This is a genomic window from Nostoc sp. UHCC 0251 (genome assembly GCF_034932245.1).
Taxonomy (GTDB): Bacteria; Cyanobacteriota; Cyanobacteriia; order Cyanobacteriales; family Nostocaceae; genus Nostoc.
The window spans coordinates 1-26845 of sequence record NZ_JAYGHD010000325.1; the positions used below are offsets into that span (position 1 = coordinate 1).

24 protein-coding genes are annotated in these 26845 nt (G+C 41.6%); 15 read left to right on the plus strand and 9 right to left on the minus strand.

All coding sequences use genetic code 11. From position 1 onward, the window contains the following. Nucleotides 1-148: 148 nt before the first annotated feature. Nucleotides 149-1531 carry a carotenoid oxygenase family protein gene (locus VB740_RS26710; RefSeq protein ID WP_323202877.1) on the minus strand — a complete coding sequence of 461 codons (1383 nt, stop codon included), beginning with the start codon at nt 1529-1531 and terminating at the stop codon, nt 149-151. 437 nt (nt 1532-1968) lie between these two features. Continuing rightward, complete coding sequence (locus VB740_RS26715) at nt 1969-2535, minus strand: PadR family transcriptional regulator (protein WP_323202878.1); 567 nt, start codon at nt 2533-2535, stop codon at nt 1969-1971. Between the two features lie 423 nt (nt 2536-2958). Between VB740_RS26715 and VB740_RS26720 the strand changes: the two genes are divergently transcribed. The 7 genes from VB740_RS26720 (at nt 2959) to VB740_RS26750 (ending at nt 10896) form a co-directional block, all read left to right on the plus strand. Beyond that, nucleotides 2959-3372: a hypothetical protein gene (locus VB740_RS26720; RefSeq protein WP_323202879.1), complete on the plus strand. Its 414-nt coding sequence runs from the start codon at nt 2959-2961 to the stop codon at nt 3370-3372. A 231-nt stretch (nt 3373-3603) separates the two neighbouring features. Continuing rightward, on the plus strand, nt 3604-3741 hold the full coding sequence (locus tag VB740_RS26725) for a hypothetical protein (RefSeq protein WP_323202880.1): 138 nt from the start codon (nt 3604-3606) through the stop codon (nt 3739-3741). 127 nt (nt 3742-3868) lie between these two features. Beyond that, on the plus strand, nt 3869-5047 hold the full coding sequence (gene sat / locus VB740_RS26730; protein WP_323202881.1) for a sulfate adenylyltransferase: 1179 nt from the start codon (nt 3869-3871) through the stop codon (nt 5045-5047). A 99-nt stretch (nt 5048-5146) separates the two neighbouring features. After that, nucleotides 5147-7276, plus strand: coding sequence for a caspase family protein (locus tag VB740_RS26735; RefSeq protein ID WP_323202882.1), 2130 nt, complete (start codon nt 5147-5149; stop codon nt 7274-7276). Between the two features lie 390 nt (nt 7277-7666). Continuing rightward, a complete protein-coding gene (locus VB740_RS26740; protein ID WP_323202883.1) occupies nt 7667-8509 on the plus strand; it encodes a DUF2382 domain-containing protein in 843 nt (280 codons plus the stop codon). Between the two features lie 340 nt (nt 8510-8849). Further along, a complete protein-coding gene (locus tag VB740_RS26745; RefSeq protein ID WP_323202884.1) occupies nt 8850-9746 on the plus strand; it encodes a DUF2382 domain-containing protein in 897 nt (298 codons plus the stop codon). Between the two features lie 256 nt (nt 9747-10002). Next, on the plus strand, nt 10003-10896 hold the full coding sequence (locus tag VB740_RS26750) for a YsnF/AvaK domain-containing protein (protein ID WP_323202885.1): 894 nt from the start codon (nt 10003-10005) through the stop codon (nt 10894-10896). 247 nt (nt 10897-11143) lie between these two features. Here the strand turns inward: VB740_RS26750 and VB740_RS26755 are convergent, their stop codons facing one another. After that, nucleotides 11144-12622 (minus strand): SIMPL domain-containing protein, encoded by a 1479-nt coding sequence (locus VB740_RS26755; RefSeq protein WP_323202886.1) that lies wholly within the window; start codon nt 12620-12622, stop codon nt 11144-11146. A gap of 336 nt (nt 12623-12958) precedes the next feature. On the opposite strand from VB740_RS26755, the gene VB740_RS26760 reads away from it, so the two are divergent. Further along, entirely contained in the window at nt 12959-14311 is a 1353-nt protein-coding gene (locus VB740_RS26760; RefSeq protein ID WP_323202887.1) for a sensor domain-containing diguanylate cyclase, read from the plus strand. Nucleotides 14312-14429: 118 nt separating this feature from the next. Here VB740_RS26760 and VB740_RS26765 read toward each other — a convergent pair whose 3' ends face one another. Beyond that, entirely contained in the window at nt 14430-15020 is a 591-nt protein-coding gene (locus VB740_RS26765) for a thioredoxin family protein (RefSeq protein ID WP_323202888.1), read from the minus strand. Between the two features lie 135 nt (nt 15021-15155). Between VB740_RS26765 and VB740_RS26770 the strand changes: the two genes are divergently transcribed. Further along, nucleotides 15156-15710: a hypothetical protein gene (locus VB740_RS26770; RefSeq protein WP_323202889.1), complete on the plus strand. Its 555-nt coding sequence runs from the start codon at nt 15156-15158 to the stop codon at nt 15708-15710. A 124-nt stretch (nt 15711-15834) separates the two neighbouring features. Here the strand turns inward: VB740_RS26770 and VB740_RS26775 are convergent, their stop codons facing one another. Beyond that, nucleotides 15835-16368, minus strand: coding sequence for a hypothetical protein (locus VB740_RS26775; RefSeq protein ID WP_323202890.1), 534 nt, complete (start codon nt 16366-16368; stop codon nt 15835-15837). Nucleotides 16369-16616: 248 nt separating this feature from the next. Further along, on the minus strand, nt 16617-17240 hold the full coding sequence (locus VB740_RS26780) for an exopolysaccharide biosynthesis protein (protein ID WP_323202891.1): 624 nt from the start codon (nt 17238-17240) through the stop codon (nt 16617-16619). A 277-nt stretch (nt 17241-17517) separates the two neighbouring features. On the opposite strand from VB740_RS26780, the gene VB740_RS26785 reads away from it, so the two are divergent. After that, on the plus strand, nt 17518-18300 hold the full coding sequence (locus tag VB740_RS26785; protein WP_323202892.1) for an ABC transporter permease: 783 nt from the start codon (nt 17518-17520) through the stop codon (nt 18298-18300). A gap of 628 nt (nt 18301-18928) precedes the next feature. Here the strand turns inward: VB740_RS26785 and VB740_RS26790 are convergent. Next, the gene (locus VB740_RS26790) at nt 18929-19072 is read right to left on the minus strand and encodes a transposase (RefSeq protein ID WP_323202903.1); all 144 of its coding nucleotides are present in this window, start codon (nt 19070-19072) and stop codon (nt 18929-18931) included. A 90-nt stretch (nt 19073-19162) separates the two neighbouring features. On the opposite strand from VB740_RS26790, the gene VB740_RS26795 reads away from it, so the two are divergent. Then, nucleotides 19163-20095 (plus strand): ion channel, encoded by a 933-nt coding sequence (locus VB740_RS26795; RefSeq protein ID WP_323202893.1) that lies wholly within the window; start codon nt 19163-19165, stop codon nt 20093-20095. A gap of 3 nt (nt 20096-20098) precedes the next feature. On the opposite strand, the gene VB740_RS26800 is transcribed toward VB740_RS26795, so the two are convergent. After that, nucleotides 20099-20293: a hypothetical protein gene (locus VB740_RS26800; RefSeq protein WP_323202894.1), complete on the minus strand. Its 195-nt coding sequence runs from the start codon at nt 20291-20293 to the stop codon at nt 20099-20101. A gap of 651 nt (nt 20294-20944) precedes the next feature. Here VB740_RS26800 and VB740_RS26805 point away from each other — a divergent pair. Next, on the plus strand, nt 20945-22660 hold the full coding sequence (locus tag VB740_RS26805; protein WP_323202895.1) for an alpha/beta hydrolase: 1716 nt from the start codon (nt 20945-20947) through the stop codon (nt 22658-22660). A 793-nt stretch (nt 22661-23453) separates the two neighbouring features. On the opposite strand, the gene VB740_RS26810 is transcribed toward VB740_RS26805, so the two are convergent. After that, entirely contained in the window at nt 23454-24788 is a 1335-nt protein-coding gene (locus VB740_RS26810) for an HlyD family secretion protein (protein WP_323202896.1), read from the minus strand. A gap of 952 nt (nt 24789-25740) precedes the next feature. Here VB740_RS26810 and VB740_RS26815 point away from each other — a divergent pair. From VB740_RS26815 to VB740_RS26825, 3 genes are all read left to right on the plus strand, one after another. Next, nucleotides 25741-26028 carry a hypothetical protein gene (locus VB740_RS26815; RefSeq protein ID WP_323202897.1) on the plus strand — a complete coding sequence of 96 codons (288 nt, stop codon included), beginning with the start codon at nt 25741-25743 and terminating at the stop codon, nt 26026-26028. Nucleotides 26029-26103: 75 nt separating this feature from the next. After that, entirely contained in the window at nt 26104-26391 is a 288-nt protein-coding gene (locus tag VB740_RS26820) for a hypothetical protein (protein WP_323202898.1), read from the plus strand. 72 nt (nt 26392-26463) lie between these two features. Then, nucleotides 26464-26757: a hypothetical protein gene (locus VB740_RS26825; RefSeq protein WP_323202899.1), complete on the plus strand. Its 294-nt coding sequence runs from the start codon at nt 26464-26466 to the stop codon at nt 26755-26757. Nucleotides 26758-26845 lie beyond the last annotated feature (88 nt).

Consider the following 26845-nt stretch of genomic DNA (forward strand, 5'->3'; position numbering starts at 1 on the left):
GCGTTACGCTCCGCTAACACACCCTACTTTTGCACTTTATTTAATCCACGTTCCTAAAGTTCAAATCTGTCCCTCTCCGAGTCGGAGAGGGACAGGTTTTGCGTAGCAGAACCAGGGAGAGGTCTTTTTGTAAAAGCGAAATGCTCAACTATTCCCCTGCAACCCAAGTACCATGAAATCCATAAGGCACTCGTTGAGGAATTATCACCCGCGCTACAGGTTCAGCAGTTACATCTTGGGCATTCACCACTACTAATTCTGAAGTGTTTGAATTCTCATCATGCACGAAAGTCACAAGCCAACCATCATCCTCAGCAACTGCACCAGGACGTGGCGCAAATACAGCTTCACCGCCATAGCGCCCCTGTCCAAATTTATGGGTTTGGGACTGTCTACTGCTGAAGTCGTACTTAATTATGCCTTCAAATAGAGGTAGGGGACTATTCGCCATTTTGTTAGTGTAGCCATATCGGGTTTGTCGCCCCAATAAATTTTCGTTGACGCGGGGAAATTCTGAAGCCACATCGTCCAACATCTCCTCACGCACTGTCCCTGTGTTGAGGTTAAATCGCCAGCGATACAAGCGCGGGATATTTCCTTCTGAGTCGGGTTGCGAATCACTAGAAATCAACACAGTAGTAGAACTCATGCGACAGGCAATAAGCACTACTTCATCGCCGTCTTCGTAGGCATTAAGGGTATGGAAGACGTAGCAAGCAGGACTTTCAAACCAGCGGATATTACTGTTGTCACCATGACGTGGTAAAATGCCAAAACGACTGGGGCGATCGCGCTCAAACATCATCACAGGTTCTCCCCGTTGCGATCGCTCAGGCTTAAAAGTCAACGGCAAATCCATAAATATCGTGTAGTTTTCCGTGATGGCGAAATCGTGCATCATCACCCCTATGGGCAGGTCAATTGGCACTGTCCGCAACAGTTCGCCTTGTGCTGAAACCACACTATATTGCAGGTACGGTGGCGCAAACACAGAGTAGCCAAAGAACATCATTTCGCCTGTCACCGGGTCTACTTTGGGATGGGCTGTGAAGGCAGAAACTAGCTTGCCATTGTAGGTATACTCGCCAATAGTCTCTAATTCAGGAAGCTTGATAGCGTGAGGTTTACCTCCCTCGTTCAGCGCCAACATCTGACCAGCGTGCCACACTAAAGCAGTATTGGCAGTATTTTTGTAGCCACCGTGGGGGTTATCCATTCGTGGTGGTTCTAAAAAGCCTGTCCAGAGAGCTTTACCCGCTTCTCGTTCTTTTTTCCATCCGGTTGTTTGGACATAGCGGTTACGATAAGTGGCTACGCCGTTGCTAATTTGCACACCATGCAACATCCCATCTCCGTCAAACCAATGATATTCACCGATGGGTTCCCATTGAGGGTTAGGGCCATTTCGGACAAACATCCCCGATAAGTCAAGGGGTAATTCACCGATGACTGGCAACTTGTCAGTGGTGATTTCTTCATGGATTGGAGCAAAATTGCGATCGAGATACGGATTGACTGCTATTGTTACCATTACCTTGATTTATAAGAGTTACAGAAAAACGAGCTAGAGCCAACGGCTTCCTCTCTTTGAGATGTTACCCAAATGGGCGGAGGTTTTGGTGAAAACGTCCTTTAGTATACGGAGTGTAAGCCTGTAGACATATCTAAACGAAGGCAGAAAGCAGAAGGTTCTACCTCAGTTGGGGATTCAGACCCCTCCTGAATAGGAGCCATCAAATTTTTAATTTAGTGTTCTTGTCTTAAACCCAAGTTCGCTAAGGTCACGAGCTTCAGTGCAGGAATCAGAATTCCCTTCTGCCTTCTGCCGACGCTCGCGGACTCGCTCTAAGCGTAGCTATGCCGCAGGCTTTACGCTGCGCTATCCTGCCCTCTGCCTTTCTAGATAACCAATCATCCTAAAGAAGACAGTTGAAATCAGAATCCCCGTCTTTTTAGTGCTAAAGAGTGTCAAAGAATCTGATAATTTGATGCATATGGCTTTTGGTGACTGATAACATTGAGCGCTATCTTCAACCAATCAATATAAGTCTGTTCTCTTCGGATCAACAACTCCAGCACAAGCCTCTGCATTACTTGCTCACGGTTAGCAGACTCATCACCAAGTGATGGCAAATCGATGGTTTCACATTCAGCAAGCTTTTTGCTTCGAGCCGCTAATTGTTGCTCCAGTAGGTAAATGATGGTTTCATTCGGCAACTGATCTGCAAAATGCAACTGGACTAGCATTGGTTCTCGTACAGTCGGTAAGGGCTGATGAGTTCCAAGCCATCGGACGAATTCGGCTTTCCCTGGCTCGGTTACACTGTAGACTTTGCGGTTGGGGCGATCGTGCTGAATCTCAATCGTACAGGTAATCCAGCCTTGCTCAACTAGCTTATCGAGAGTTCTGTAAATTTGTGCCTGGTCTGCTGGCCACAAATGAGCAATGCATTGATCAAAGCAGCTCGTTTTCAGGTCATAGCCCGTCATTTCTTGCTGCTGAAGAAGACCTAGAATTACATATGCTAGCGACATTAAGACGGTTTTCCCATAATTGATATTTTCTCGATAGGTTCTACACTATGTACTTCTTATAAGTTTATGCTAATATATGATTAATCAAATATAAGATATAACGGTTATAAAAAGATATGTTGATTGTCATAGGTTTTAACAAGGAAACCGAATACATGAACTGAGGTTGGGCAGATGGTTAATGGTGCTGTTTGCACAAGATAGTGAGGATGTGGCTATGGATGATGAGTATCCCTCGCGTACTCCTACGGAGAGGGGAGCGTCTTATTGGCGCAGCCTCTCCTAGAGAAGATAAAGTAAGAAGCGGCGAGCATCTATGCCACCATTGGATATGCTACTCATCGCTAGCGTATCACTCAAAAAACCAGTTGTTCGCTACAGTCTATTCGTGTAAAGACTATCGTAACGAAAGGATGGGTAACATTGACTTCTAACACACTTTCACAAAGAATACGTCAACATCAATATCTGCGTGATTTACGAAACAAATTACTGCACCTTCATAAAATGTTGCTGGAGACAGAACGTATTGCCTACGAACAGGTTAGTGGACGAGTATCAAGCGGAGAACTACTTCAGCTAGTTATCGCTCATGAACAATTTGCTTGGCTACATCGCATTTCTGAGGTAGTTGTGCAAGTTGATGAAATGCTCGAAGCAGATGAACCGATAGCGCTGGAAGATTTTGAAAAGTTGATTGCTGATGTCCGCACGCTGATTGTACCGCTAGAGACGGGCAATACCTTTGAGAGAAAGTATTACAACGCTCTCCAGCGCGAACCTGCTGCTGTGTTGGCACATGCGGAGATATCAAGATTTCTTACCTCTAAGGTATAGGGGTAGCCCTCGCAAGGTGACATGGCAAAACTTGGGGCTTAAGCCCCAAGTTCTGGAGCAACCTGTCAGGCAATCTGCATAAGTTTTCTTGTACTAGAGAAGCTCGACTTTATCCAAAATTAAAAACTCGGTTTTCGGCGTTGCTGAATTAAAGTATGAATCTGGATGTAGAGACGTAGCAGTGCTACGTCTCTACAAGGATTTTGGTATTATGCAAAATCATTTTTATACATGGAATCAGCAACGCCCAGCGAACCGTATGAACGGGGATTGCTCACAGTTTCCGAATCTGATTTGAGTGAATATTATGCACTAATAGCTAGAGCGATCGCAGCTCAATCAATGTTTATTAGCGAACTGCAAGGATAAGGTTATCTTAGTTTGTCCCATCCCTAATGCCCAAACTCTTGTTCTCTAAGTACCAGCATTTGGTAAGTTAGTACATAATCTGAAACAATAGCAGTAAAAGCAAAGTAAAAGCAAAGAGGGGATTACGTTGAGTCACAATCCAGATGCCATAGCCCCCCACGGTGGACAATTGGTTAACCGTATCGCCACATCAGAACAAAGAGCAGAGTTTCTCTCAAAAGCTGACTTTTTGCCGCGAGTGCAACTTGACGATCGCGCTGTTTCTGATCTAGAAATGATTGCGATCGGTGCTTTTAGTCCCCTGACGGGTTTTATGAACCAGGAAGACTACGATCGCACTGTTACAGAAATGCGACTAGCTAACGGTCTTGTTTGGTCAATCCCGATTACACTATCGGTAAGCGAAGAAGTCGCTTCCCCGTTACAAGAAGGCGGCTTAATCCGTCTGGATAACTCCAGAGGCGAGTTTATTGGGGTTTTGCAACTCACGCAAAAATATCACTACGATAAAACCCGCGAAGCAATAAAAGTCTACCGCACTGATGATGTCAAACATCCAGGCGTGCAGGTACTCTATAACCAAGGTAATGTACATCTGGCGGGTGATATTTGGCTGTTGCAGCGTGAACCTCATCCCCAGTTTCCCACTTACCAAATTGACCCAGCTGCCTCACGGCAAATGTTTAAAGACAAGGGTTGGAAAACAATCGTTGGTTTTCAAACTCGCAACCCCATCCACCGCGCCCATGAATATATTCAAAAGTGCGCTTTAGAAATTGTTGATGGTCTATTTTTGCACCCATTAGTCGGGGCGACAAAAGAAGATGATATTGCCGCTGATGTGCGGATGCGTTGCTATGAAATTTTGTTAGAACATTACTACCCCTTAGACCGGGTAACTTTGGCAATAAATCCAGCCGCAATGCGCTATGCTGGGCCTCGTGAGGCAATATTCCATGCTTTAGTCCGCAAAAACTACGGCTGTACTCACTTTATTGTCGGACGGGATCATGCTGGCGTTGGTGACTATTATGGCACTTATGATGCCCAGTATATCTTTGATGAATTTGCCCCAAGTGAATTGGGCATCGTGCCGATGAAATTTGAACACGCTTTCTACTGCACGCGCACTAAACAGATGGCAACATCTAAAACCAGTCCTAGCACGCCAGAAGAACGCATTCATTTATCGGGAACAAAAGTTCGAGAAATGCTGCGGCGCGGTGAGTTACCTCCACCAGAATTTTCCCGTCCAGAAGTGGCGGCAGAGTTAGCGCGGGCAATGCGGATACAAGTGCCGGCTTAGGGTAGATTGTCAATAGATAAAGAGTATCGACTGTCACTTTACACTACAGAGTTCAGCCCTGTAAGCTGCTAACTGATAGCTGAGGGCTGATAGCTAATTATGAAACGGCGCACGTTTTTGCACAGAATTGGCTCAATACTCGCGGTATTGGGGTTAACTGAAGCTGAGTGGTTGACTTTGGGAAATCGCTATTATCAGGCTTTGGCACAACCCAATCCGCGTAAATTGGCATTGCTAATAGGTATTAACCAATACCCAGAAATTCCAGCCCTCAGTGGTTGTCTGACGGATGTGGAACTACAAAGAGAACTTTTGATTCACCGCTTTGGTTTCCAAGGGTCAGATATTTTAACCTTAACTGAGGAACAAGCTACCAGGGAATTCATTGAGGCAGCTTTTTTGGATCACCTGGGTAAGCAAGCTAAACCTGGTGATGTGGTGGTCTTCCACTTTAGCGGCTATGGCAGCCGTGTCAAATTGGCAACATCGTCAAATACAATGCAAAATGCTCTGGTGACATCTAACCTGAGTCAATATCCACAAGATGATAAAATAGTCAACTATATATTAGAAGAAACTCTACTCCTATTATTGCGATCGCTACCCACAGACCAAGTAATAGCAGTATTGGATACTAGCTATCATGCTCCTAGCACAGTCTTAGGATTAAAAATTCGCGCCCTTCAGGAGTCAGTAGCAAAGCTAGCAGCAGAAGAACTCGACTTTCTCAAACAACTTAAAACTCAGAAGTTATCCAGCACTCCGATTGTTTTGGCAGCTACCTCAGAACCAAACCAGGCAGCAAGGGAAGGACTCTTTTCTGGTTTTAGTGCCGGGTTATTTACCTATGCATTGACACAGTATTTGTGGGAATTCGCCCCAGCTACCACAATTCAAGTCGCCTTCTCTCATGTGGAAAATTCTCTATCCAAATTGGGTAGTAAACAGCAACCAGGGTTAGTAAGTAGTCAGAAAAATCTAGATATAAAGTCTCTACTGCCAGACGGTATCATCGGTGCAGAGGGTGTGGTGAGTGCGATTGAAGAAGACGGCAAAACAGTCCATCTGTGGTTGGCAGGATTACCTCCCCAAGTGCTGCTATACTACGGAGTGAATTCTCGATTCACCCTAGCGACAACAGAGCAATTAGTATTGCGATCGCGCAGTGGGTTAACTGCAAAAGCACAAATTTCCAAAATTGATAGTACAACTCCTCTACAAGTCGGGCAGCTCGTCCAAGAAGCAGTCCGGGTTTTACCCCGAAACATTAATTTAACAATAGCTTTGGATGCTGGATTGGAAAGAATTGAGCGGGTAGATGCCACAAGTGCCTTTGCGGGATTTTCCCATGTGTCCACCGTAGTAGCAGGAGAAAAACCAGCTGATTATGTATTTGCCAAGCTACAAGAAATTCCCAGTCGTTATGGTCTATTTTCTGTTGGTGGCGAACTAATTCCCAATACCACTGGGGAAGCAGCAGAAGCAGTAAAATTAACAGTGCAAAATTTAGGGCCAAAATTATCAACCCTGTTTGCAGCCAAGTTATGGCGACTTACAGAAAATGAAGGTTCTTCCCGCTTGACTATCAAGGCAACCCTAGAAATAAATAGTGGCATATCGCCTCGCGTCCTCATCCAACGCGAAACAGTACGAACTTTCAAAACTAAAACTTCGATTAAAAAACCACTACAGACGCGATTAATCACGTCTCCCCCCACTCCGATTGTGCCTATCGGTAGTCGAATGCAATATCGAGTGGAAAACCAGAGTGATCGCCCAGTATATTTAATCTTGCTGGCATTAAACAATAATCATACAGCAATGGCCTTCTACTCTTGGGAAACTCCCCAGGAAGCCAACACTGCGGACACTAAGCCCCTCCTCAAAGAAGTCGTCATCGCCCCAGGTGAAACCCTGACGCTACCCCAAACTAATGCTGCTTCCCAATGGGTGATTTCAGAACCAGCTTCTGAGTGCGAACATCAACTGATTTTTAGTACTGCCCCTTTTAGCGAAACTCTCGCCGCTTTGAGTACTGCTAAGTATTCCACAGCTGAACAACGGCCGATTAGCCCATTATTGAATCCTTTAGACGTTGCACAAGCCTTGCTACAAGACTTGCATAACGCTAGCGCCCTCAATACAGAGATGAACGGCATAGCATCTGACTCATATATCTTGGATGTAAATAATTGGGCAAGTCTTAGCTTTAGTTTTCAGGTTGTATAAAATACTTATAGATTAGATTTTTTCAGCCTATTAAAATTCTTTGCAAAACGTAAAAGCGGGCACTCATCCAACCTCTTGTAGCATTATCACTGTTGCAACTGGCAGAATCTCATGCTCAACAAGACCCAACATTTAAAACATCATTAATATATATGGAAGTGAGGTCAAAATCTATTGCTTTCATTCGAGAAGCGCTATATATAACTTTAGTTGTACTCCTATTGATTACCCTAAATGCTCAACTTGAGTCTTTAGCTCACTTTAGCTCATAAAGTATGGATTATAAATCATAAAATATCTCAATTGAATTCAGTCGCCAGCAGGATGAGACTTAGCACAATATTTTTTATACTTATCAACAAGCTATTATAAACAACTTGGTAACAGCGTATGCCTCTTCACAAACTTGAACATTTTGACCCAAACTATCGAGAAACTTTTGGCGGAGACGACGTTAGAGCTTTGGATCTTTATACTGAGGGAGGAGACAAAGTTGGCTCAGTGGCTGATGTTTTAGTTGATGACGATGGACATTTCCGGTATTTAGTTATTGATACAAGCGTAGATTTTTTTGGTAAGAAAATATTACTACCCATTGGTCTTTCCCGGATCAATTATGCTGCAAGACGTGTCTATGTTGATGGATTAAGTAAACAACAAGTAGAAGGTTTAGTTGAGTACAAAGAAGACGTGATCATTGATAATGATTATGAAGAAAATGTACGTAGTGTATTTCGTTCTCCAAACAGCGGTGTAACTTATGATCGCAATACATACAATTACCAAACAGAACCAGCTTTATATGGTTTAAATGATCAAGATCACCAAACTTTCAGACTGTATGAAGAACGATTAATTGCCAACAAAAACCGGATCAAAACTGGAGAAGTAACAGTTGGTAAACACATTGAAACAGACACTGCAAACGTTACAGTGCCTATTCAAAAAGAACGAGTTGTGATTGAGCGAGTTGTGCCAACAGAAGTAGGAAAATTTGTAGATCCCAGTGAACTTAAGTTCCAAGAAGGGGAAGTAGCACGCATAGAAGTGTACGAAGAAACGCCTGAGATACGTAAAGAAGCCTTTGTGCGTGAAGAAGTCCGAGTTAAGAAAGTAGTAGAACGGGACACTGTGGAAGCACAAGATACCATTCGTAGAGAAGAGTTAGATGTTGATACCGAAGGTAATTTACAAGTACAGGAACATGATACTACTACACATGAAGCTATTTAAGTAGCTCGTCAGTAAATTTATTTGATAGACTTCTCTGAAATAATTATGCAGGCAAAGTTAATTTTTATCTCTGCCTGTATTTTTGTATGAAATAACAAAATTCACGATTTTTATAAGAAACTAAGAATTTAACTCTTTGAAAAATTTACATCTTGATAAAATCATATTGTAATTTTTTCACTTCTCTACTCACATTATTTGCTTTGCTATCAGAAAATATCTATAACTTTTGATTATTTAAACTTTGAGATAATTCATTCGCCAGAAAGAGGTAAATAAGTAATTAAATAGCTAACTTAGTTAATAGGAGATGGGAATAATTTTTTTGAGGGAAAATATAATGGTTCTTTACAAATTAGAAGATTTTGAGCCTAACTATCGCGATACCTTTGAAGGTCATGATATTAAGGGACTTGGCGTTTATACCCAAGGAACTGATGAAAAAATTGGTACTGTCAGCGATATATTAGTGGATGATGAAGGTCATTTCCGCTATCTAGTCGTTGACTTGGGTTTCTGGATTTTTGGTAAAAAGGTATTACTACCAATTGGTCGTGCCCGTATTGACTATAACGTTGATCGCGTCTATACAATTGGCTTGACTAGAGAGCAAGCAGAAGATTTGCCTGAATTCAACGAGCGTCAAGCGCTTGATTACGACTATGAAGAACAGGTGCGTGGAGTATATCGCCAACCCGTAGACTATACCCGTCCTTTAGAAGCATCAACACCTTTAGAAGCAACAATCCCTGTAGATACAACTCATCAACAAGCGGCAACTACGCCAACTTACAATCGTGATAGCTACAATTACGAACATGAGCCTTCTTTATATGGGTTAAATGAGGAAGATCATCAAACTCTGAGATTGTATGAAGAACGCCTAATTGCCAATAAACGTCGTCAAAAAACTGGAGAAGTAGCGATTGGCAAGCATGTTGAGACTGAGACTGCACGGGTTGCAGTGCCAATAGAAAGAGAGCGAGTTATTATTGAGCGTGTAACTCCCGCAGATGCAGGTACTACCGTTTCTGGGCGTGAAGCAGACTTCCGTGAAGGTGAAGTTGCTCGTGTAGAAATCCATGAAGAAACTCCTGAAATTCGCAAAGAAGCATTTTTGCGTGAAGAAGTCAGAGTTAGAAAAGTGGTAGATCAAGACACAGTTGAAACTCAAGAAAGCGTGCGTCGTGAAGAGTTAGATGTGAATTCTGGTAATCTCCCAATTGAAGAACGCTAACTAACAGATTCATCAGTTAGTAACTGATGACTAATAATTAATTCGGCACAGTACAGGTGAAGCTGTTAAATTAGCTTTACCTGTGCTTCTAATACCTAGCGCAACTTTAGATATTGGATTGCGAATATTGCTCAGATGATTGGTTAGATAAATACATCTGTCGCAAACATTTTCTAAATTGTATTCAGATGATCAATACATTTAATTTAGCTAAGTAGAAAATAGTTCATAAAGTTTGCATATGAATAGCCAACCGATGACAAAAAACATTGGACAGGCAAACTCTGACTCTCGCACTAGCACGTCATTAGCAGATTTGAGACAGAAAGTAAAAAAATTTGCTGTGTACGATCAGCAAGGTCAGCTAGTAGGAGTAGTTCATGACTTAATTGTGGATACTAATCGTCGATTAAACCTAGTTATATCTAACCAGGTTAATGAACAAACTCTAGAATATGGTCAGCAGTTAGCCGATAAACATCCTTCTTTATTTCGATTGCAGAGCCAGAAAATAAAAAAAATCGACAAGCCGACTAAATCTGTTTTCATAGACTTAAACAAATCAGAAATTGAATATATGCCTGAATATTTAGAAACAGAAACACCAGGCGACCCCACACTATCAGAAAACTCAACTGAGCAACTAGTAAATTATCAAACTACAAACAGTCCAGTTGAGCCAGTAAATTTAGAAGAGGCTACTGAAGAACAGATTATTCGTTTACTCGAAGAACGACTAGTTATTGAAAGCAGTAAGCGTAAAGTTGGTGAGGTAATTGTTCGCAAAGAAATCGAAACCCGGATGATACAAGTGCCTGTCCGGCGGGAAAAGTTGATTGTAGAACAAATTAGCCCAGAACACAAACAACTTGCAGAAATTGAATTAGGACAAGAAGAAATTTCTGGCGTTGATTTAACTGAAGTAGACAGACTTGAAGTTCCACATTTTGGCAGTGATTTTATGGTAAGCGGCGAATTTAGCTCACCAAAAACTGCTAGTTTATTGTTGAATGCGATCGCACTAGAGCAAGATCACGGCTGCCAGCAGGTGCGAGTGACCATTGCTGTTGAAAGTGAGTCACACCAGAAAAAATACCAGGAGTGGTTTGACCGCTGTTCTAAAGGTCAGCAGCTAAACCCCGAAAAATGAGTTAGTTTCTCGCTGATTGTTAGGGTGGGCATTGCCCACTCTATTTTTTTGCTGATTTAAGAAGAAGGGTATGGAGGTTAGGGTGTAGAGAAGACAGCATTTACCGTAGCTCTGAAACCCAGACCTTTGCAATCGTTTTCAAAAACGGGGCTTGTATCCCACCAGTTGTTGGGGCTATTTCTTTCACTACACCCCACCCCCGAACCTGTAACCCCGCCCCAACGGGGCTTGGTCACGAAAAGAAAGTTCATAGAGCTAGATCGATAATAAGTGCTGGAGTTGGAGAATAAGCGATATCTAGAGAAACACTAGCTGCTATCGTCTGAGTCCCACCAATTATAGGAGTTGTAATACCTGTTGCAAAAGCTCTATCTGCTACTACATTAAACTCCAAACGAGATGGGCCAGGATTGGTAGCTGAGTTAATATCAATGTCAATAATCTCTCCAGGGGTTAACTGCAAGGTATTAAAAACAGCCCCAGCCTGAGCTTGAGCGTCTTTAACAGCTTCGCTAAGAACCTGCAAACGTGCCTGCTGCAATGCTTCGTCTGAGGCAGTGAAGCTTATATTCTGGATTAGATTCGCGCCTGCTTGGATAGCTGTGTCAATTGCTGCCCCAGCTTGCTCCGTTGGTAACTCAAACTGAAGTGTATTGAGTCCTTCAAAGCCGGTTAGGGTTTGAGTCCCATCTTCAAAGCTATAGACGGGATTTAGTTGAATAGATGTAGTTTGAAGTTCTTGCGCCCCAAGGTTTTGCAGCACATCAACTACTGCTGTTGAACGTTGAGCAACTTCTTCTTGAACTTCGCTTGCGGTTTCTCCCTGTACTTGAATCCCCAATTGCACCTCAGTTAAAGTGGTGGGAACGGTGACCTCTCCTTGACCAGTAACTTCCAATATCTGAGCAGTGTTTGGCTTAGTATTACCAGTCAGGGGATCGATGATCACAAGAGCTTGCTTACCCGCACCTATGAGATTATCTGTAGCCGAAGCGAGAGCAGCGGCTGAATTTGGAGAATAACCGATATCTAGAGAAACACTAGCTTCTATCGTCTCAGGACTACCAATTATAGGAGTTGTAGCGTCTGTTGTTAAAGACGCCCTACCTACTGCTTCAAACACCACAGGAGATGGCCTAGGATTGTCAGCTGAGTTAATATCAATTTTAATAATCCCTCCGGGGGTTAACTGCAAGGTATTAAAAACAGCCTCAGCCTGAGCTTGAGCGTCTTCAACAGCTTCGCTAAGAACTTGCAAACGTGCCTGCTGCAATGCTTCGTCCGAGGCAGTGAAGTTTATATTCTGGATTAGATTCGCACCTGCTTGGATAGCTGTGTCAATTGCTGCCCCAGCTTGCTCCGTTGGTAACTCAAACTGAAGTGTGTTGATCCCTCTAAAGCCGATTAAGGTTTGAGTACCATCTTCAAATCTATTGACGGGATTTAGTTGAATAGATGTAGTTTGAAGTTCTTGCGCCCCAAGGTTTTTCAGCACATCAACTACTGCTGTTGAACGTCGAGCAACTTCTTCTTGAACTTCGCTTGCGGTTTTTCCCTCTACTTGAATCCCCAATTGCACCTCAGTCAAAGTAGTGGGAACGGCCACCTCTCCTTGACCAGTAACTTCTAATATCGGAGTAGTGTTTGGATTAGTCCCACCAGTCAGGGGAGGGATGATCACAAGAGCCTGATCACTCACACCTGTGAGATTATCTGTGTCAGCCATCTTATTCTCCTTGCTTAAATGATGTTTAAAACCTGTTGATGTTTTAATCTTAGAGGATGTCTGAAAAGTAAGAAAGCTTACTTAACGGTATCCTTTCAGTAGAAAAAATACTTAAGTATGACAGCGTTGCCAGAGAAGGCTTCCAATCCTCGGAACTTCTGTACATCTATAAAAATTAGCGGTATCAAAAAGTCAAGTTTTGATCAGTAAATATAACAATATAATAAGTTTTGATAATTTTTAGTTTATATTGATAATTTTTAACCTGCCTTTGGGCAAAAGACCTTGTAAGCATCTCCATACTCAGGGAATTTGCATAGTGAAAGCTAGGGTGATATGAACAATAGAGCAAACCAAAGGCATGAGGAATACGATGTAATACAGTATTTCTGTGGATTCAACCGAATATTTATTTTCGTTACAGAGAAGTTCATATCACACAGCCTTGATGCTGGAGAAGGAACCCTGCGTTTGTTGCAAAATTTCCAGCGTCTTAGACTTTCCTGGCTAAAGCTCAGACATTTGTTTGTGAAAATGCTAGCTGTTCCTTGTGACTTTTCACGTCATGTGGAAAAGCTAATCCAAAACTTAACCGCCAAACCCCACGAAAAAGGGAGAGGTTTGGACAGAGGTTTTCCAGATACCGTCAAAAGTCAGACTGTTCCTCTACCTGAAAATGAAGCAGAAAGGCTCAAAGCATTGGCGGACTACAATATTCTGGATACCCTACCTGAACAAGCATTTGATGATCTAACTGCTCTTGCTGCGTATATTTGTAAGACTCCAATTGCTTTAATTAGCTTAGTTGATGCCGATCGCCAATGGTTTAAATCTAAGGTGGGACTAAAAGCTAGTGAAACACCTAGAGAGTGGGCTTTTTGTGCCCATACCATTCTTCAGTCAGAGGATATATTAGTCGTTCCCAACGCCATCAAAGACGATCGCTTTACTAACAATCCCCTAGTCAAAGGTAATCCCAAAATTCGTTTTTATGCTGGTGTCCCAATAGTTACGCCCAATGGTTTTCCCATCGGAACATTATGTGTGATCGATACCATTCCTCGTCTTTTAAGTTACCAGCAGTTGGATGCACTACGCCGCCTAACCCGGCAAGTGAGCGCTCAAATGAAACTCATTCAGGAAGTTCGCAACCGCAAGGAAGCAGAGATGGAAGGAAGGCAGTTATCGCTGACCGATGAACTAACAGGTTTGCATAACCGACGTGGCTTTTTCCTGATGGCTGAACAACAATTAAAAATTGCTCACCGCATGAAACTGTCATGCTGGGTTATCTTCATTGATTTAGATGGGCTAAAAAAAATTAACGACACCCTTGGCCACGACATAGGAGATGCCTTGATTATTGATGCTGCTCGATTAATCAAGCAAAGTTTTCGGAACTCAGATATTGTTGCCCGCTTGGGTGGAGATGAGTTCATTGTTTTCATCTCCAGCTACTTTAAGGATGCTCATAGCATCCAAGCATGTCTGCAAACAAATATTACCAACTTTAATCAACAGCAAAACCGTAGGTATGAACTTTCAATGAGTATGGGGATAGAGCGTTACTCACCAGAAAGCAATATGTCACTAGAACAACTAATTACCAAGTCTGACGAATTAATGTACGCTCATAAGCGTCTCAAGCGGCAATCTATTGAAGGGGATGGGGAGCGGTGTCCTTTCTAGGAATTAGGTAGGGAATAGGCAATAGGCAATAGTAGAGAAGACAGGTAATGAGTTTTTTCAAAAATCTAATACTAATCCTATAGAACAGCAGGTGTTAGCTGAAATTGCCTCCATAGCGCTAATTTACCACCTGGCTGCCATGACTGCGGGGGTCATCTTGACTAGCCGTTGGTGCTGCTGGGGCTGAAAATTTGGAAACTTTGCCGCTAGCTTGAGCATAAGGAAGAGACGAACCAGTAACCAAAGCTTCTAAATTGCTAGCCATAATCGTGCGTGGTTGATCGCCGATCGCTTGGGCTATGGTTTCCCCTTGCTGACTCAAAAATACAAAATGGGGAATCCCATCCACCCGATATTTCAACATTTCGGGTAGCCATTTGGTATTATCCACATTCAGCATGACAAAATTCATCTTGTCAGCATACTCTGTTTCCAGTTGAGTGATATCTGGTGCCATTTTCTGGCAGACAGTACACCAATCAGCATAAAACTCTACTAAAGATGGTTTGCCATTGCTGATTGCTACTTCTAACGGTGTGGACGAATCGCTTAATTTAGCTAGAGTTGCCGAGGTTGTTTCAGTTCGCAATCCTAAGACGAGGGCAACGCTAAGAGCGATCGCTACCATTACAATTAAAAAGTTTCTCAAACGCTTCCCTAAGTTAGATTCAGACTTATCGGGAGAATTAACAGGTGAATCAGTACTCATAACAAAATTATTAAAACTTATTTATTAAGTAATTTCTTCTTTAGTCTAGCTGACTCCAGCCGCTCTTAAATACGTAATTTTATCTTCAAAATGGGTATTACAAATAAGTACTTGAGATGAAATAGCTTTTCAAAGATGATTTTAAACTTTAGAAATACCAGTGCTGTGTGTGCCGTATTTTTATTAGTCAGCATTGGCAACTTTCACAAGTCAGCCATAGCTACTGTTAATAAACAGTCACAATTGATAGCACAGCAGAGTAAAAGCTCGTCACATCCAGTTTTTAAATCTATTTTGCCCAAATTAAAGCAAAAGACTCAAATTAAGATTTTATTGCCGAAGTTTATTCCTGAGTCGGATGGGGAAAATCCAATTTACGCGATTATAGAAGCTGCTATGCAAAAAAAGTACGAAATTTTACTGGGTTTCAGTCCCAACTGTACTGGTGGAACTGCCTGTCGTTTGGGTATTGTTTCTGCTGAAGCTGTAACCCACAAAACACCGCGTCTTACTGGTAAACCTGTATCCTTAGCTAAAGGCATCACTGGCTATTTTGTAGATTTTACTTGTGGTGCTAATTGCTCAGATGCTACCTTGACTTGGAGACAACAAGGTGTGCAATATATTGTTGGTATAAAAGCAGGCGATCGCACTTCTTTGGTCAAAATGGCTAATTCTGCGATTAACTAATTCTGTAGGTTTCAGTCAAGAGCAACTAACAAGCAGAAAGTTTTGTGGCAGTGTCTAAGTCTCTGTTACAAAACTTAATTACGAATTACGAATTACGAATTACGAATTACGAATTATTTAATCCCTAGCTAAGGTCAGAATTTGATTTTACTTCCCAGCGAAACAGCCGTGGCAATTGAGATACATCTATGGCGTAGTTAACAATCCACAGCACCAATTCAAAAACCAACAAATATCGTACCCACTGCAACTCACTTTTGGAATCCAAAAGCGTCAAACCTTCATACAACTGCCAGAAGCGGTAAGGCAAGTATATATAAGGAACCATCACCCACACTACATTTTGCAACTGTCTGAGTGTTACTCTCTCAGAGATGATTTGCAACCCTAATACGATAAAATACCAACCAAGCACAGTTAACACACTGCGATCGCTCCACCATACACCCCACAATAGCATGACCACTAGTGGCAGAACGACTCCTAGCAGCTGCACTGAGCCAAACCAGATTTTATACCAAGAGGGAAATGGTAGAGGTAGAGTATAAGGCTTGGTGTTTTTCCATCCCCAGTTCACAACCACAATAAAAAGTGTGGCAACTAGGAAAAAGAGGAGATTTTCTAGGAGCAGATAGAGGTTGATGTTTATGGAAGTCATGAGCGTATATATAGCAATCCTATTTGAGTTAATGAAAATTATCATAGACGCGCAGCGTCTTGTCGGATGCTACCTCCAAACCTCCCAGAGGAGAAACAGAAAAGTTCAAAAATCAAAAAATCATTTAGGACTACTGTTATCTAAATATCTAAATTCCTGCCTCCTGCCTTCTGCCGACGCTCGCGGACTCGCTCTAAGCGTAGCTATGCCGCAGGCTTTACGCTGCGCTATCCTGCCTCCTGCCTTCTTCAACGACCTAGCCAAGTCTTGATGATGTCAAGAAGACTGGAACCACCCCAAATCAATGCCAATAGTATGGAAGTAGTTAAAACTGCCCCCAGCACACACATAACTAAACCACCCAAGCTAATAGCACCATCATCTTCCAATAAGCCAAAGCTAGTTACAAAAATTCCCATTGCTGGCAGGGTATTAGTTCCTGGAATCGGAATCATCATAGAAATTGCCATCAAGGCGATCGCTATACCAATGGTCACTCTACCTGCTAAAGTAGTACAGATATAGCTCATTCGAGGACGAGCGATCGCTTCAATTCTTTTCAACCAAGGAATCCCTGCCTTCAAAAACCCCTGAACTGTGGTGAGTTGGATAGGATGATTCATCATCCGCTTGGGTAGCCATAGGGTTTTAGCACCAGCAATTAGCTGTATCGCTAATAGAAAAATCAGGATGCCGAAGGGAACTGAGTATCCGGGTGCTGGAATTGGCAAAGCGGAAGGTAGAGACAGGATAACCAGCAAAAATCCAAAAACTCTTTCTTTTGCTAACAGAAGAATATCTGCCAAAGTTACTTTTGAGGGTCGTTCTTCCTCAAAAAAATAGCGTTCTAATTCGTTAGATAGTCTAGCCATGTATCACCAATATTTAGCAAAATTTAGTAAATAAATATACCAATTAACTAGCCAGATTCAGCAAAGACAATTGCTCATATTCCAAAATAGCCAAGTGATTTCATTAGTTCTGGTAAATCAAGATGCATATAACTTCTTACCTTTCAACAATAGATCCACAACATCTTAACGTTTAGCAATTTTTTTGAATAAAAAGTAATATTAAATTTACGTAAAGTTATTGTGTAATCTTGGCAAATGTAATGACAGGTGGCAGGTTATAGGTTATGGGTGCAAGATGCAAAGATATTTGAAAGTACTAAGACTATTTTGGGGTGCTGCGATCGCTGCTGAGTTGGAATATCGGATTAACTTTTTCATAGCTACCCTCAGCAGCTTGGGAAATCTTGTCGGCAGCCTCTTTGGACTATTCTTGTTTTACCGAACTGGCTATACTTTTAGTGGTTGGTCATGGGAAGCAGCTTTAGTAGTTCTAGGAATTTTTACCTTACTACAAGGATTTTCTGCTACTTTTTTAGCGTCGAACTTGAATCGCATTGTCCGCCATGTCCAAGAAGGCACTTTGGACTTTATATTATTAAAACCGATCCGCAGTCAGTTTTGGCTTTCCACCCATACCCTTTCACCTTGGGGACTGCCGGATCTAGTTGTTGGTAGTATTATTATTGCCTATGCAGGTAAACGCCTCGGTGTAGGCATAGATGACTATTTACTTGGTGTGCTGCCGTTATTGTTCAGCTTCGTGATTCTGTACAGCTTGTGGTTTATGCTGGGAGCGATGAGTATCTGGTTCGTCAAAATATACAACGTTACCGAAGTACTGCGTGGTTTCTTGGAAGCTGGACGATATCCTATCGCAGCATATCCTACTACTTACCGCTTTTTCTTTACCTTTGTGATCCCAGTAGCTTTTTTAACTACTGTACCAGCCCAAGCGCTGCTGGGGCGGAGTGAAGTTAGCTGGTTGATAGGTGCGGCAATATTAGCAGTAGCGTTGTTTTTCGTTTCCACTTGGTTTTGGCGATTTGCGTTGCGGTTTTATACCAGTGCTTCGAGTTAGAGAGTACAGCAACGCCTTTCAACTAACGACATATAATTTGCGAATGTACAACAAGTGTCGAATAACTAATTATTTGTCGTCGTTAACAAATTAATGTCGTTTATATAAAATAGCTATAAGTCTTACAGCATAGGCTCTATAGCTTTTTTAGGCTAAATTTAATACTATTTGCAATTTAACTAATTACTCCCGGTTCGCCCACTTTAAATTGAGTTAGAAAAAAGCTGAACGATTTAGTAGGGGTTCTAGTTTACGATACAAACGTACTATAGTCCCGACTTTGCGCGATCGCATAAAAATAGAGTTTTTAGAGCAGGGTGGTAGTTCAAGGTAAATTTAGGGAAATGGCTAAAACCATCACTACACAAAGATTTTCTGTTTTTCGGTAATTTCTCGAACTCCAAAAAAAATGAGCGAACCGGGAGTAATTAATGAGCTGTCGTAAATTAAATACATAACATTTTAAGCGTCGTTTTTTCAAAAAATAGCTTTAAAAAATTTTCGACTATTGATAACAAAATAAATGTCGTTTTCCTGAACTATGATTCCGTCCTGCATTCCTCTCTACGAGACGCTGCGCGAACGTCCATGTAATCATGGGCGGGGTTAGGGACGGGCAGATTCTATGCTACTCAGGTTCCTCTTGGTTTTGGATGTATTGCTTTAAAACATCAAGTGGCGCTCCTCCAGCAGAGATTACACAGTACGCACCTGTCCAAAATACAGGTTTCCAATAGAATTTATTGATGTGTTCAGCGAACTCCTTTCTGATGGTGCTGACTTTTCACGGGATGTGAAAAGTCAGCTCTAAAGCAACTTAATTTACAATACTAGGCAGTTGCCGTTTTTTTGGCTACTTGCAATGAAATTCCGACTAAAAAGACTTTCACCGAAGAAACGACAGCGATTGATCCAACCTATTCAGATTCAAGTTCGAGATGGAAAGTTTGAGATTATGGGTATGGGTGCATGGCATTCCTACTGGCGCGATCCCTACCATCTGCTGCTAACGATTCCCTGGGCTGGCTTTCTGCTGCTGATTTGTAGTTTCTATATAACTATTAACGCTCTATTTGCCCTAGCTTACTGGATAGGAGGAGATTGTATTGCCAACGCTAGACCTGGTTCTTTTTTAGATGTCTTTTTCTTTAGTGTGCAAACCCTAGCATCCATCGGCTATGGGGCAATGTATCCTAAAACAATTTACGCCAATATTATTGTCACCATTGAAGCAATGATTGGTTTGATGGGAATTGCTGTGATGACAGGACTAGCTTTTGCTCGATTCTCCCGGCCTACAGCCCGTGTCCTCTTTAGCCGTGTTGCTGTCATTACACCTCATGATGCGATGCCGACTCTCATATTTCGCAGCGCTAATCAACGTCGCAATATGATTCTGGAGGCGCAGATGCGAGTTTACTTGATGCGCGACGAAGTAACTCTAGAAGGTCAGTTCATGCGTCGGTTCTATGATCTCAAACTGGTGAGGAATCAAACACCTAGCTTCACTTTAAGCTGGTCAGTGATGCATGTTATTGATGAGTTTAGTCCTCTATATGGGATGACACCAGAATCGTTAACCCAGACAAATACTATGTTGATCATCTCTTTGAGTGGCATTGATGAAACAGTTGCACAGGTCGTCCATGCCCGTCATAGTTATGCTGCTAATGAAATTTTGTGGAACAATCAATTTGTCGATATCATCCACCACACAGCCGATGGACATCGCTACATTGATTACAACCGCTTTCACGAAGTTTTGCCTTTAGATGAAAACAGTTCAAATGCCTAAAACTTACTCTAAATCCTGATTCACTGCTGGTTGTAAGGGTTTAACGACAACCCGACCATTCTCAACTACAGTGAAACTTTTAACCATGCTCCTGCTGGGGTTAACTGGCACATCCTGGGACTGGTTTTGATAGGATATATTTTGCTCTTGTTGTTGGTTGAGGACGACAACACAACAGGCGCAGGAAGAGAATGACATAATAAAATATTTTGATCTCTATATCTATTATCGCTCTACTGATGCTATTTGGCTGAAAAATCTGCTACTCATGTGTTTTGGTTTAAAACGTATATGCAAAACTATGGCTGTAAGTACTTGCATTCTCGTGCTTGTAACCTGTTTGATATATCTAAACCAATTGACACTCCCCGCGATAAATCGACGGGGATTCTTGAATCAATGAGATCACTTAACTTGGAGTCCTTGCGTCATCCAAACCAGAGGTGAGACTCTCCTCAAGCGTTACTTTGGGTATGCCCTACCCTAGTTGCATTACTGCAAGTCCTATTTAGTTTGAAACAAATAGTCTCAAAATTCTGAGGCGTCTAGCTCCTATAAATCTTTTACCTACTGCTAGGAGGAAACTAGAATAATGCAGTAGAACCGCATAGATTCAATTATCAAGGTTCAGCGCTTTGTCTTTCGACGGCTAGGTTTTTTAAGTGGTTGATTACCTTTCCACTAGAGTTAGTATAGCAGCATCTTAGTACACTAATGAATTAAAAGCCGTGCTAGAAGCACGGGGCTTTAAACCCAATTTTTCGGTAAACAGGAAAGCGGTTATAGATCCCGCCCCGCTTTCCTCTCTGCTCAAACTTGTCTGGCAGGGTTAGACGGTGGGTTTTTCTAATGAAAAATTTTTTGAGATACCTGGGTTTAGGTTTGCTATCTACGTTTCTAACTGCTACTCCTGGATTGGGAGCTGAACGCATTAGCTTTTATTACCCTCCCTTTGGCGAATTTTCCTTGTCTGTGGACTCGCTGGAAACTTTTGCTAAAGAAGGCAGAATCGATCAAGATTTTTCATTTTATGCTAGCCGTGCTACCCCTCAACAACTTGCTCAACTGCGGGATCTGCTCCAACAAAGGTTCAATGTCACTCCTACATTAGTATCTCAAGTTACCTACTCACCTATAGGCGAACAAGTGATGCAACAGCTAGGAGAGTTACTCCTTACTGAATCTCGACAGAACGGCTTCTATGCCATACGTGCCTCTTTGATTTTGGCTGCTGCTGATCAAGAGGGTTTAACGGTTGTGAATTTGCTGCGGAAATTTCCTAGCAATACTATGCGGGTGAATTTCACAGAGGGATTAAGGATAGTTGATGACTTGTCACAATTACTCAAAAAAAGGGATGAAGTTGTTGCCTCTGTTCAAAAAGAAGCGATCGCTCAAGCAGCCAATTCAACAATTAACTTCTCCAAACAACTAGATTTGCGATCGCCTGGAAAATTCCGCTGGCAGAAAAAAAGCCTGGAGCTAAATGACTTTTCTCGCAATCGCCGTCTACCGGTGGATATCTATCTACCGCAAGCAGGTTCACAAAACACTAAAGAACTGCCTTCGCCTCCTTTTCCCCTGATTGTAATTTCTCATGGCTTGGCCTCAGACCGCTTTACCTTTGTCTACCTGGCTGAACATCTAGCATCCTATGGTTTTGCCGTTGCTGTACTAGAACACCCTGGTAGTAATGCCGAACGTATTCAACAATATTTTGCGGGTTTGTCCGCGCCTCCAGACGCAACAGAATTTATCAACCGACCTTTGGATATCAAGTATCTCCTCAATGAACTCCAGCGTCTAGAAAAACTTGATCCTACTCTTCAAGGAAAACTCAATTTTCAGCAAGTTGGGGCGATCGGTCATTCCTTGGGTGGCTATACTGTTTTGGCTCTAGCAGGAGCAAAGATTAACTTTGAGCAACTGCGTCAAGATTGTGATCCCAATAATTCATCTTTTAATTTGTCGCTGGTTTTGCAGTGTCAAGCAACTGAGTTACCTCCAATAGATTACGAACTCAAAGACGATCGCATCAAGGTCATCATGGCGATTAATCCGATTAACAGTTCAATTTTAGGTGAGGGCGGAGTCAGCCAAATTAAAATACCTGTAATTCTGGTAGCAGCTAGTCAAGATATTTTCGCTCCACCTGTATTTGAGCAAATTCGCCCCTTTACCTGGCTTTCTGACTCCAATAAGTACCTAGCTTTGATCGAAAATGCCACCCACTTCTCAGCGATCGCAGAACCTACTCCTGAAAATGATGTCTTACCTGTGCCACCTGCCCTGCTAGGCCCTGATCGTGCTCCTGTTTATTCCTATCTCAACGCCCTTAGCGTAGCTTTTTTGGAAACCCATCTCCTCAACCACCCTGAATATCGTTCCTATTTGCAGCCATCCTACGCCACATTTATCAGTAAAGAGCCACTTAATCTCAGTATTTTACAGTCGTTGTCGGCAGATCAATTCAATCAACTTTGGAATGGGTCAAATGCCCAGTTAGCCAAACCATTTAATCTTCAACCTACGCCTACCCTACCCATCCGTCAGAGGTTAAGGTAAAGCGCTAGGACTAAGCGACCAACACAAAACTCTGACCACGCATAAGAGGAAAAAGCTGACTATAAGGGACTTCCAGAAAATAAATTATCCAATTTACTCAGATAATATTTTTCTTTCTCCCCCTGCCTACACCGCGATAGGATATTTTTTTAGTTGGAAGTCCCTAAGCTAATCGTCATTCATTTTTCCAGAGTGATTCTCTTGTAGTTAGTAAGCGGCTCCAGCCCTGGTGTTATGCAACTTAAATGCTCATTAGCTTAATGCAGTTGGTAAACTTTTGTAAAGAATTGGCTGGCTCTGCATAAAACTTATGAGTGAAACCGATAACTCAACAGACACCGTACTGTTCAATTATCAGGCAGGATTTTTTATGAATTTTTGTAAAGAATTAGCTGGGTCTGCATAAAACTTGTGTACCCAACGTAGAGTAAACAGGCACTAGCTTTGACAAACTTCAATAGTAACCGCTCAATAATCCGGGGTAAATCGCTCAGTGACAAGGCTCAAATGGCGTAACCTCGTTCCTGAAATGGTAGTTCGCCCCGATTTATTGAGCGGATACCTTCAATAGTAAACAAGTAGTGATTGTAGGTGAAAGTTCAACATGAAAAAAGTGTTTGCATTAATTGAAAAAGAATTAGCCAAATTTGCTAAATTCCCCTAAGGAAAGCAGGCTACATTCGGGTTTTAAATCCCCTTATGTAACTCTCCTCTCTATAAGACTTTGTGCGAAAAATGTATGAATTTGGAATTGTGATGGTAGTTCTCAATGATGTGCAATACAAAAAGGAGTCTACAAATCTGTTAACAGTCTTGCTTTTCTCAGAATAAATGTTAGTAGGGTTTCTTTTTTGGAGATGATTTCAGCTGTAGCTTCCATCCCTGCTCGAATCGGATAGGATTTATCACCCCTTTTTAAATCAAGCCTCTGTGGCTCAATTGTTACTTCATAGTAAGGCGCAATTGGAATGTTACCGTTACCTTGAGATATAATCGCGTCCGGAGTTATGCCTCTAACAGCACCTTTGAGGATTCCATAATCTGGGTACGGATAAGCAGCAACCCGCATTTGTACTTCCCCTTCTGAGCATTTTGTTACTTCTACGGCTTTACATATTTGTACTTTGCTAATATCCGAAGAGGCAACACGGGCTTTGATTACTAAAGGGGCATTGTTAGGAGCAATTTGAGCGATCGCATCCCCAGGACGGACAACTTGCCCAGTATTTCTTAATTCCAGTTTGAAAATAGTACCTGCCTCTGAGGTACGAATTACAGTTTTTTGTAGCTCAGTGAAAACTCGTTTAAGTTCTTGTTGAGCACTGCTAATTTGATTTTGGATTTCTATTTGACGCCTTATGAGTTCCTCTTTTTCTTTATTCAATGCAGCAAGGGTAGATCTACCCTTTGTCGTTTCTTGGGCAATGCGTTCTCTGGCGATCGCCACATTAGCATTACTGGGATTCAGTCCAGCTTTGGTACGTTGCAATCTGGCAAGAGCAGCTTTATAAGCTTGTTCTTTTTCCTTAATTTGAAGAACAGCGATCGCCCCTGTATTTCCCAGTTGCTGATATCGGTTCATTTCCTCCCTAGCTAATTCAGCAGCAGCTTCTGCTTCTTGGACTTCTGTTTCACTTGTAATTCCCCTGTCTTGATAGTCCCGTTGGTTGCGACTAAGGTCTGCTTTTGCAGATGTGATCGCTTGTCGCATTGCATTGGACTCAGCAGTGATTTGAGATTCTAAGGCTTTTAGTTGGGCATTGAACTGCGCTCGTTGTAACTGATTCTGTTCGATATTTCCGAGTATTTCGTCTTTTCTACTTTGTAATGCGGAGTTGTCGATAAGGGCGATCGTATCTCCCTTTTTCACAACCTGATTTTCTTTCACTTTGATATTTATGACAGTTCCCTCAGCTGCTGCTTGTACTAACCGGATTTCTCCGGTTGGGCGGACGGTAGCATTAGCTTTTACTATTATGTTGTATTGAAAGACACTAGCAAGACCGAAGGCAGCGCCAACACTTCCAATTAAAAATATCCCTCCTAACTTTGTCCATATGCTGACTGAGGGGAGATATTCGTCGTTTTCGACTAGGCGGAGAAAGTCTGGTTGGGGGTCAATAAGCATGAATATTAAAAAACGTTTTGGTTCCGTAAATAATCTAGCAAAAAAAACTACCTATCGTTAGCGTGACGATCAATATCTAGGGATATCCAAAAAATAAAAGCTCTCTTTCATTTCAATAATATTTTTGGAAAAACTGCCTACAATTGTGGTGCTTTCGCCTTTCAGGGCAAAAGCGCCAGCTTTTGCTTGTATTACTTATAAGTGCCTTGCCTGCATATAGTTAGTATGTAAATACAAGGTTTCTATACAGCTAAGTCTAAATAGCAATTAGGCATTTATGGACGAATATCAAATCTTTATAATTTTTATCTAAAATTTTATCCTTTCTTTATTTATTCAAAAAAAAGTTGTATAATCAGTGAAACTTTTTTACAGCTATTTCTCATTTATCAATAATTAAGTAAATTTACGCGATTTATATTAAAATAATTTATATTGATTCAGTTTAGCTTTGTATATAAAAATTTCAACAAAAATTTTTATAAGTGAATATACGTAATAAAAATACATAATCCCAATTTCGAGCTTATAAACTTATTTAAGTACATTGCGTATAAAAAAGACCGTATTTCTACCAAGAATTTCTTTAAATCCCGGTTATTTTGGTTGTTTTGACCGTATTAATACTTAATAAGTTTAATTTATAGGATTAATGAAAAAATTCATTTTTTGGTTCGCTAGATTTATATGAATATGGATATTGACGCCTAGATTTGTTTGACAATTAAAAAAGAAATTTAATTAATTTTGTATAAAGAATAACTATGTAGTACCTTTTTTGAAGAGGTGTAATACATATTTCTTAAAAAATTAGTTGCTTGACCTTTAGAGCAAGAGTCGTATAATACTTTTAGCGGAACCAAAAAGTAATTAAATATACGCTTTTACGTTTATATTTATTACTTTGAAGTGACGTAACTTTAATACCAACAATCAAGCGATAACTAAGATTATGGAAAGCACATTGTTCACTACATTAACTCCCAACGAAGAAGCTAATCTCTCTGGTGGTAATTCCACAAAAACCAAAATAGAACTCAAGAAGAAAGCCATAGCTTTTGCTATCAACAATACTAAACAAACAGCTATTGGTGGTGACGGTGGCAAGGGTGGTAATATCACCATAGGCGGCGGCAAAGGTTCACCCGTTGTGATCGTTAAGTCTAATGTCAGCGCTGATGGTGGAAATGGTGGAGAAGCAATCAATTCCAACTCAACCGCCCAAGGTGTAGCAAACTAGGCAAAGTGTGATATGCCACTTAACTTAAGTGGCGCAGCTACTTTACAACGATCAAACTAACGGAGAACTAAGATTATGGAAAGCACATTGTTCACTACATTAACCCCCAACGAAGAAGCCAATCTCTCTGGTGGTAATTCCACAACAACCAAAATAGACGCCAAGAAGAAAGCCATAGCTTTTGCTATCAACAACACCAAACAAACAGCTGTTGGTGGTGACGGTGGCAAGGGTGGTAATGTCACCATAGGCGGTGGCAAGAAATCACCCGTATTTATCTTTAAGTCTAATGTCAGCGCTGATGGTGGAAATGGTGGAGCCGCAACCAACTTAAACGAAACCGCCCAAGGTGTAGCAAACTAGGCAAAGTGTGATATACCACTTAATTTAAGTGGCGCAGCTTCTTTATAACGATCAAACTAACGGAGAACTAAAATGGAAAGCACATTGTTTACTGTATTAACCCCCAACGAAGAAGCTAATCTCTCTGGTGGTACATCTAAAGTAGATGAGATTAAGGCCAAGTTAGAATCCAAGAAGGTTGCCTTTGCTATCAACAACACTAAACAAACAGCTATTGGTGGTAAAGGCGGCAATGGTGGTAATATCACTATCGGCGGCGGCAAGGGTTCACCTGTTGTGATTGTTAAGTCAAATGTCAGCGCTGATGGTGGAAATGGTGGAGACGCAACCAACTTCAACGAAACCGCCCAAGGTGTAGCAAATTAGGCAAAGTGTAGTGTTATATGCCGCTTATGTGGCGCCGTTCCTTTACAACGATCAAACTAAAACTAACGGAGAACCAAGATGGAAAGCA

What these genes read in the sequence shown, in the direction of transcription:
- VB740_RS26800 (WP_323202894.1), bottom strand. Translation starts at nt 20,293, where the DNA reads ATGTCATTCTCTTCCTGCGCCTGTTGTGTTGTCGTCCTCAACCAACAA.
- VB740_RS26725 (WP_323202880.1), top strand. Translation starts at nt 3,604, where the DNA reads ATGGAATCAGCAACGCCCAGCGAACCGTATGAACGGGGATTGCTCACA.
- VB740_RS26735 (WP_323202882.1), top strand. Translation starts at nt 5,147, where the DNA reads ATGAAACGGCGCACGTTTTTGCACAGAATTGGCTCAATACTCGCGGTA.
- VB740_RS26765 (WP_323202888.1), bottom strand. Translation starts at nt 15,020, where the DNA reads ATGAGTACTGATTCACCTGTTAATTCTCCCGATAAGTCTGAATCTAAC.
- VB740_RS26825 (WP_323202899.1), top strand. Translation starts at nt 26,464, where the DNA reads ATGGAAAGCACATTGTTTACTGTATTAACCCCCAACGAAGAAGCTAAT.
- VB740_RS26770 (WP_323202889.1), top strand. Translation starts at nt 15,156, where the DNA reads ATGATTTTAAACTTTAGAAATACCAGTGCTGTGTGTGCCGTATTTTTA.
- VB740_RS26780 (WP_323202891.1), bottom strand. Translation starts at nt 17,240, where the DNA reads ATGGCTAGACTATCTAACGAATTAGAACGCTATTTTTTTGAGGAAGAA.
- VB740_RS26820 (WP_323202898.1), top strand. Translation starts at nt 26,104, where the DNA reads ATGGAAAGCACATTGTTCACTACATTAACCCCCAACGAAGAAGCCAAT.
- VB740_RS26745 (WP_323202884.1), top strand. Translation starts at nt 8,850, where the DNA reads ATGGTTCTTTACAAATTAGAAGATTTTGAGCCTAACTATCGCGATACC.
- VB740_RS26805 (WP_323202895.1), top strand. Translation starts at nt 20,945, where the DNA reads ATGAAAAATTTTTTGAGATACCTGGGTTTAGGTTTGCTATCTACGTTT.
- VB740_RS26810 (WP_323202896.1), bottom strand. Translation starts at nt 24,788, where the DNA reads ATGCTTATTGACCCCCAACCAGACTTTCTCCGCCTAGTCGAAAACGAC.
- VB740_RS26815 (WP_323202897.1), top strand. Translation starts at nt 25,741, where the DNA reads ATGGAAAGCACATTGTTCACTACATTAACTCCCAACGAAGAAGCTAAT.
- VB740_RS26710 (WP_323202877.1), bottom strand. Translation starts at nt 1,531, where the DNA reads ATGGTAACAATAGCAGTCAATCCGTATCTCGATCGCAATTTTGCTCCA.
- VB740_RS26785 (WP_323202892.1), top strand. Translation starts at nt 17,518, where the DNA reads ATGCAAAGATATTTGAAAGTACTAAGACTATTTTGGGGTGCTGCGATC.
- VB740_RS26755 (WP_323202886.1), bottom strand. Translation starts at nt 12,622, where the DNA reads ATGGCTGACACAGATAATCTCACAGGTGTGAGTGATCAGGCTCTTGTG.
- VB740_RS26715 (WP_323202878.1), bottom strand. Translation starts at nt 2,535, where the DNA reads ATGTCGCTAGCATATGTAATTCTAGGTCTTCTTCAGCAGCAAGAAATG.
- VB740_RS26795 (WP_323202893.1), top strand. Translation starts at nt 19,163, where the DNA reads ATGAAATTCCGACTAAAAAGACTTTCACCGAAGAAACGACAGCGATTG.
- VB740_RS26775 (WP_323202890.1), bottom strand. Translation starts at nt 16,368, where the DNA reads ATGACTTCCATAAACATCAACCTCTATCTGCTCCTAGAAAATCTCCTC.
- VB740_RS26760 (WP_323202887.1), top strand. Translation starts at nt 12,959, where the DNA reads ATGAACAATAGAGCAAACCAAAGGCATGAGGAATACGATGTAATACAG.
- VB740_RS26750 (WP_323202885.1), top strand. Translation starts at nt 10,003, where the DNA reads ATGACAAAAAACATTGGACAGGCAAACTCTGACTCTCGCACTAGCACG.
- VB740_RS26740 (WP_323202883.1), top strand. Translation starts at nt 7,667, where the DNA reads ATGCCTCTTCACAAACTTGAACATTTTGACCCAAACTATCGAGAAACT.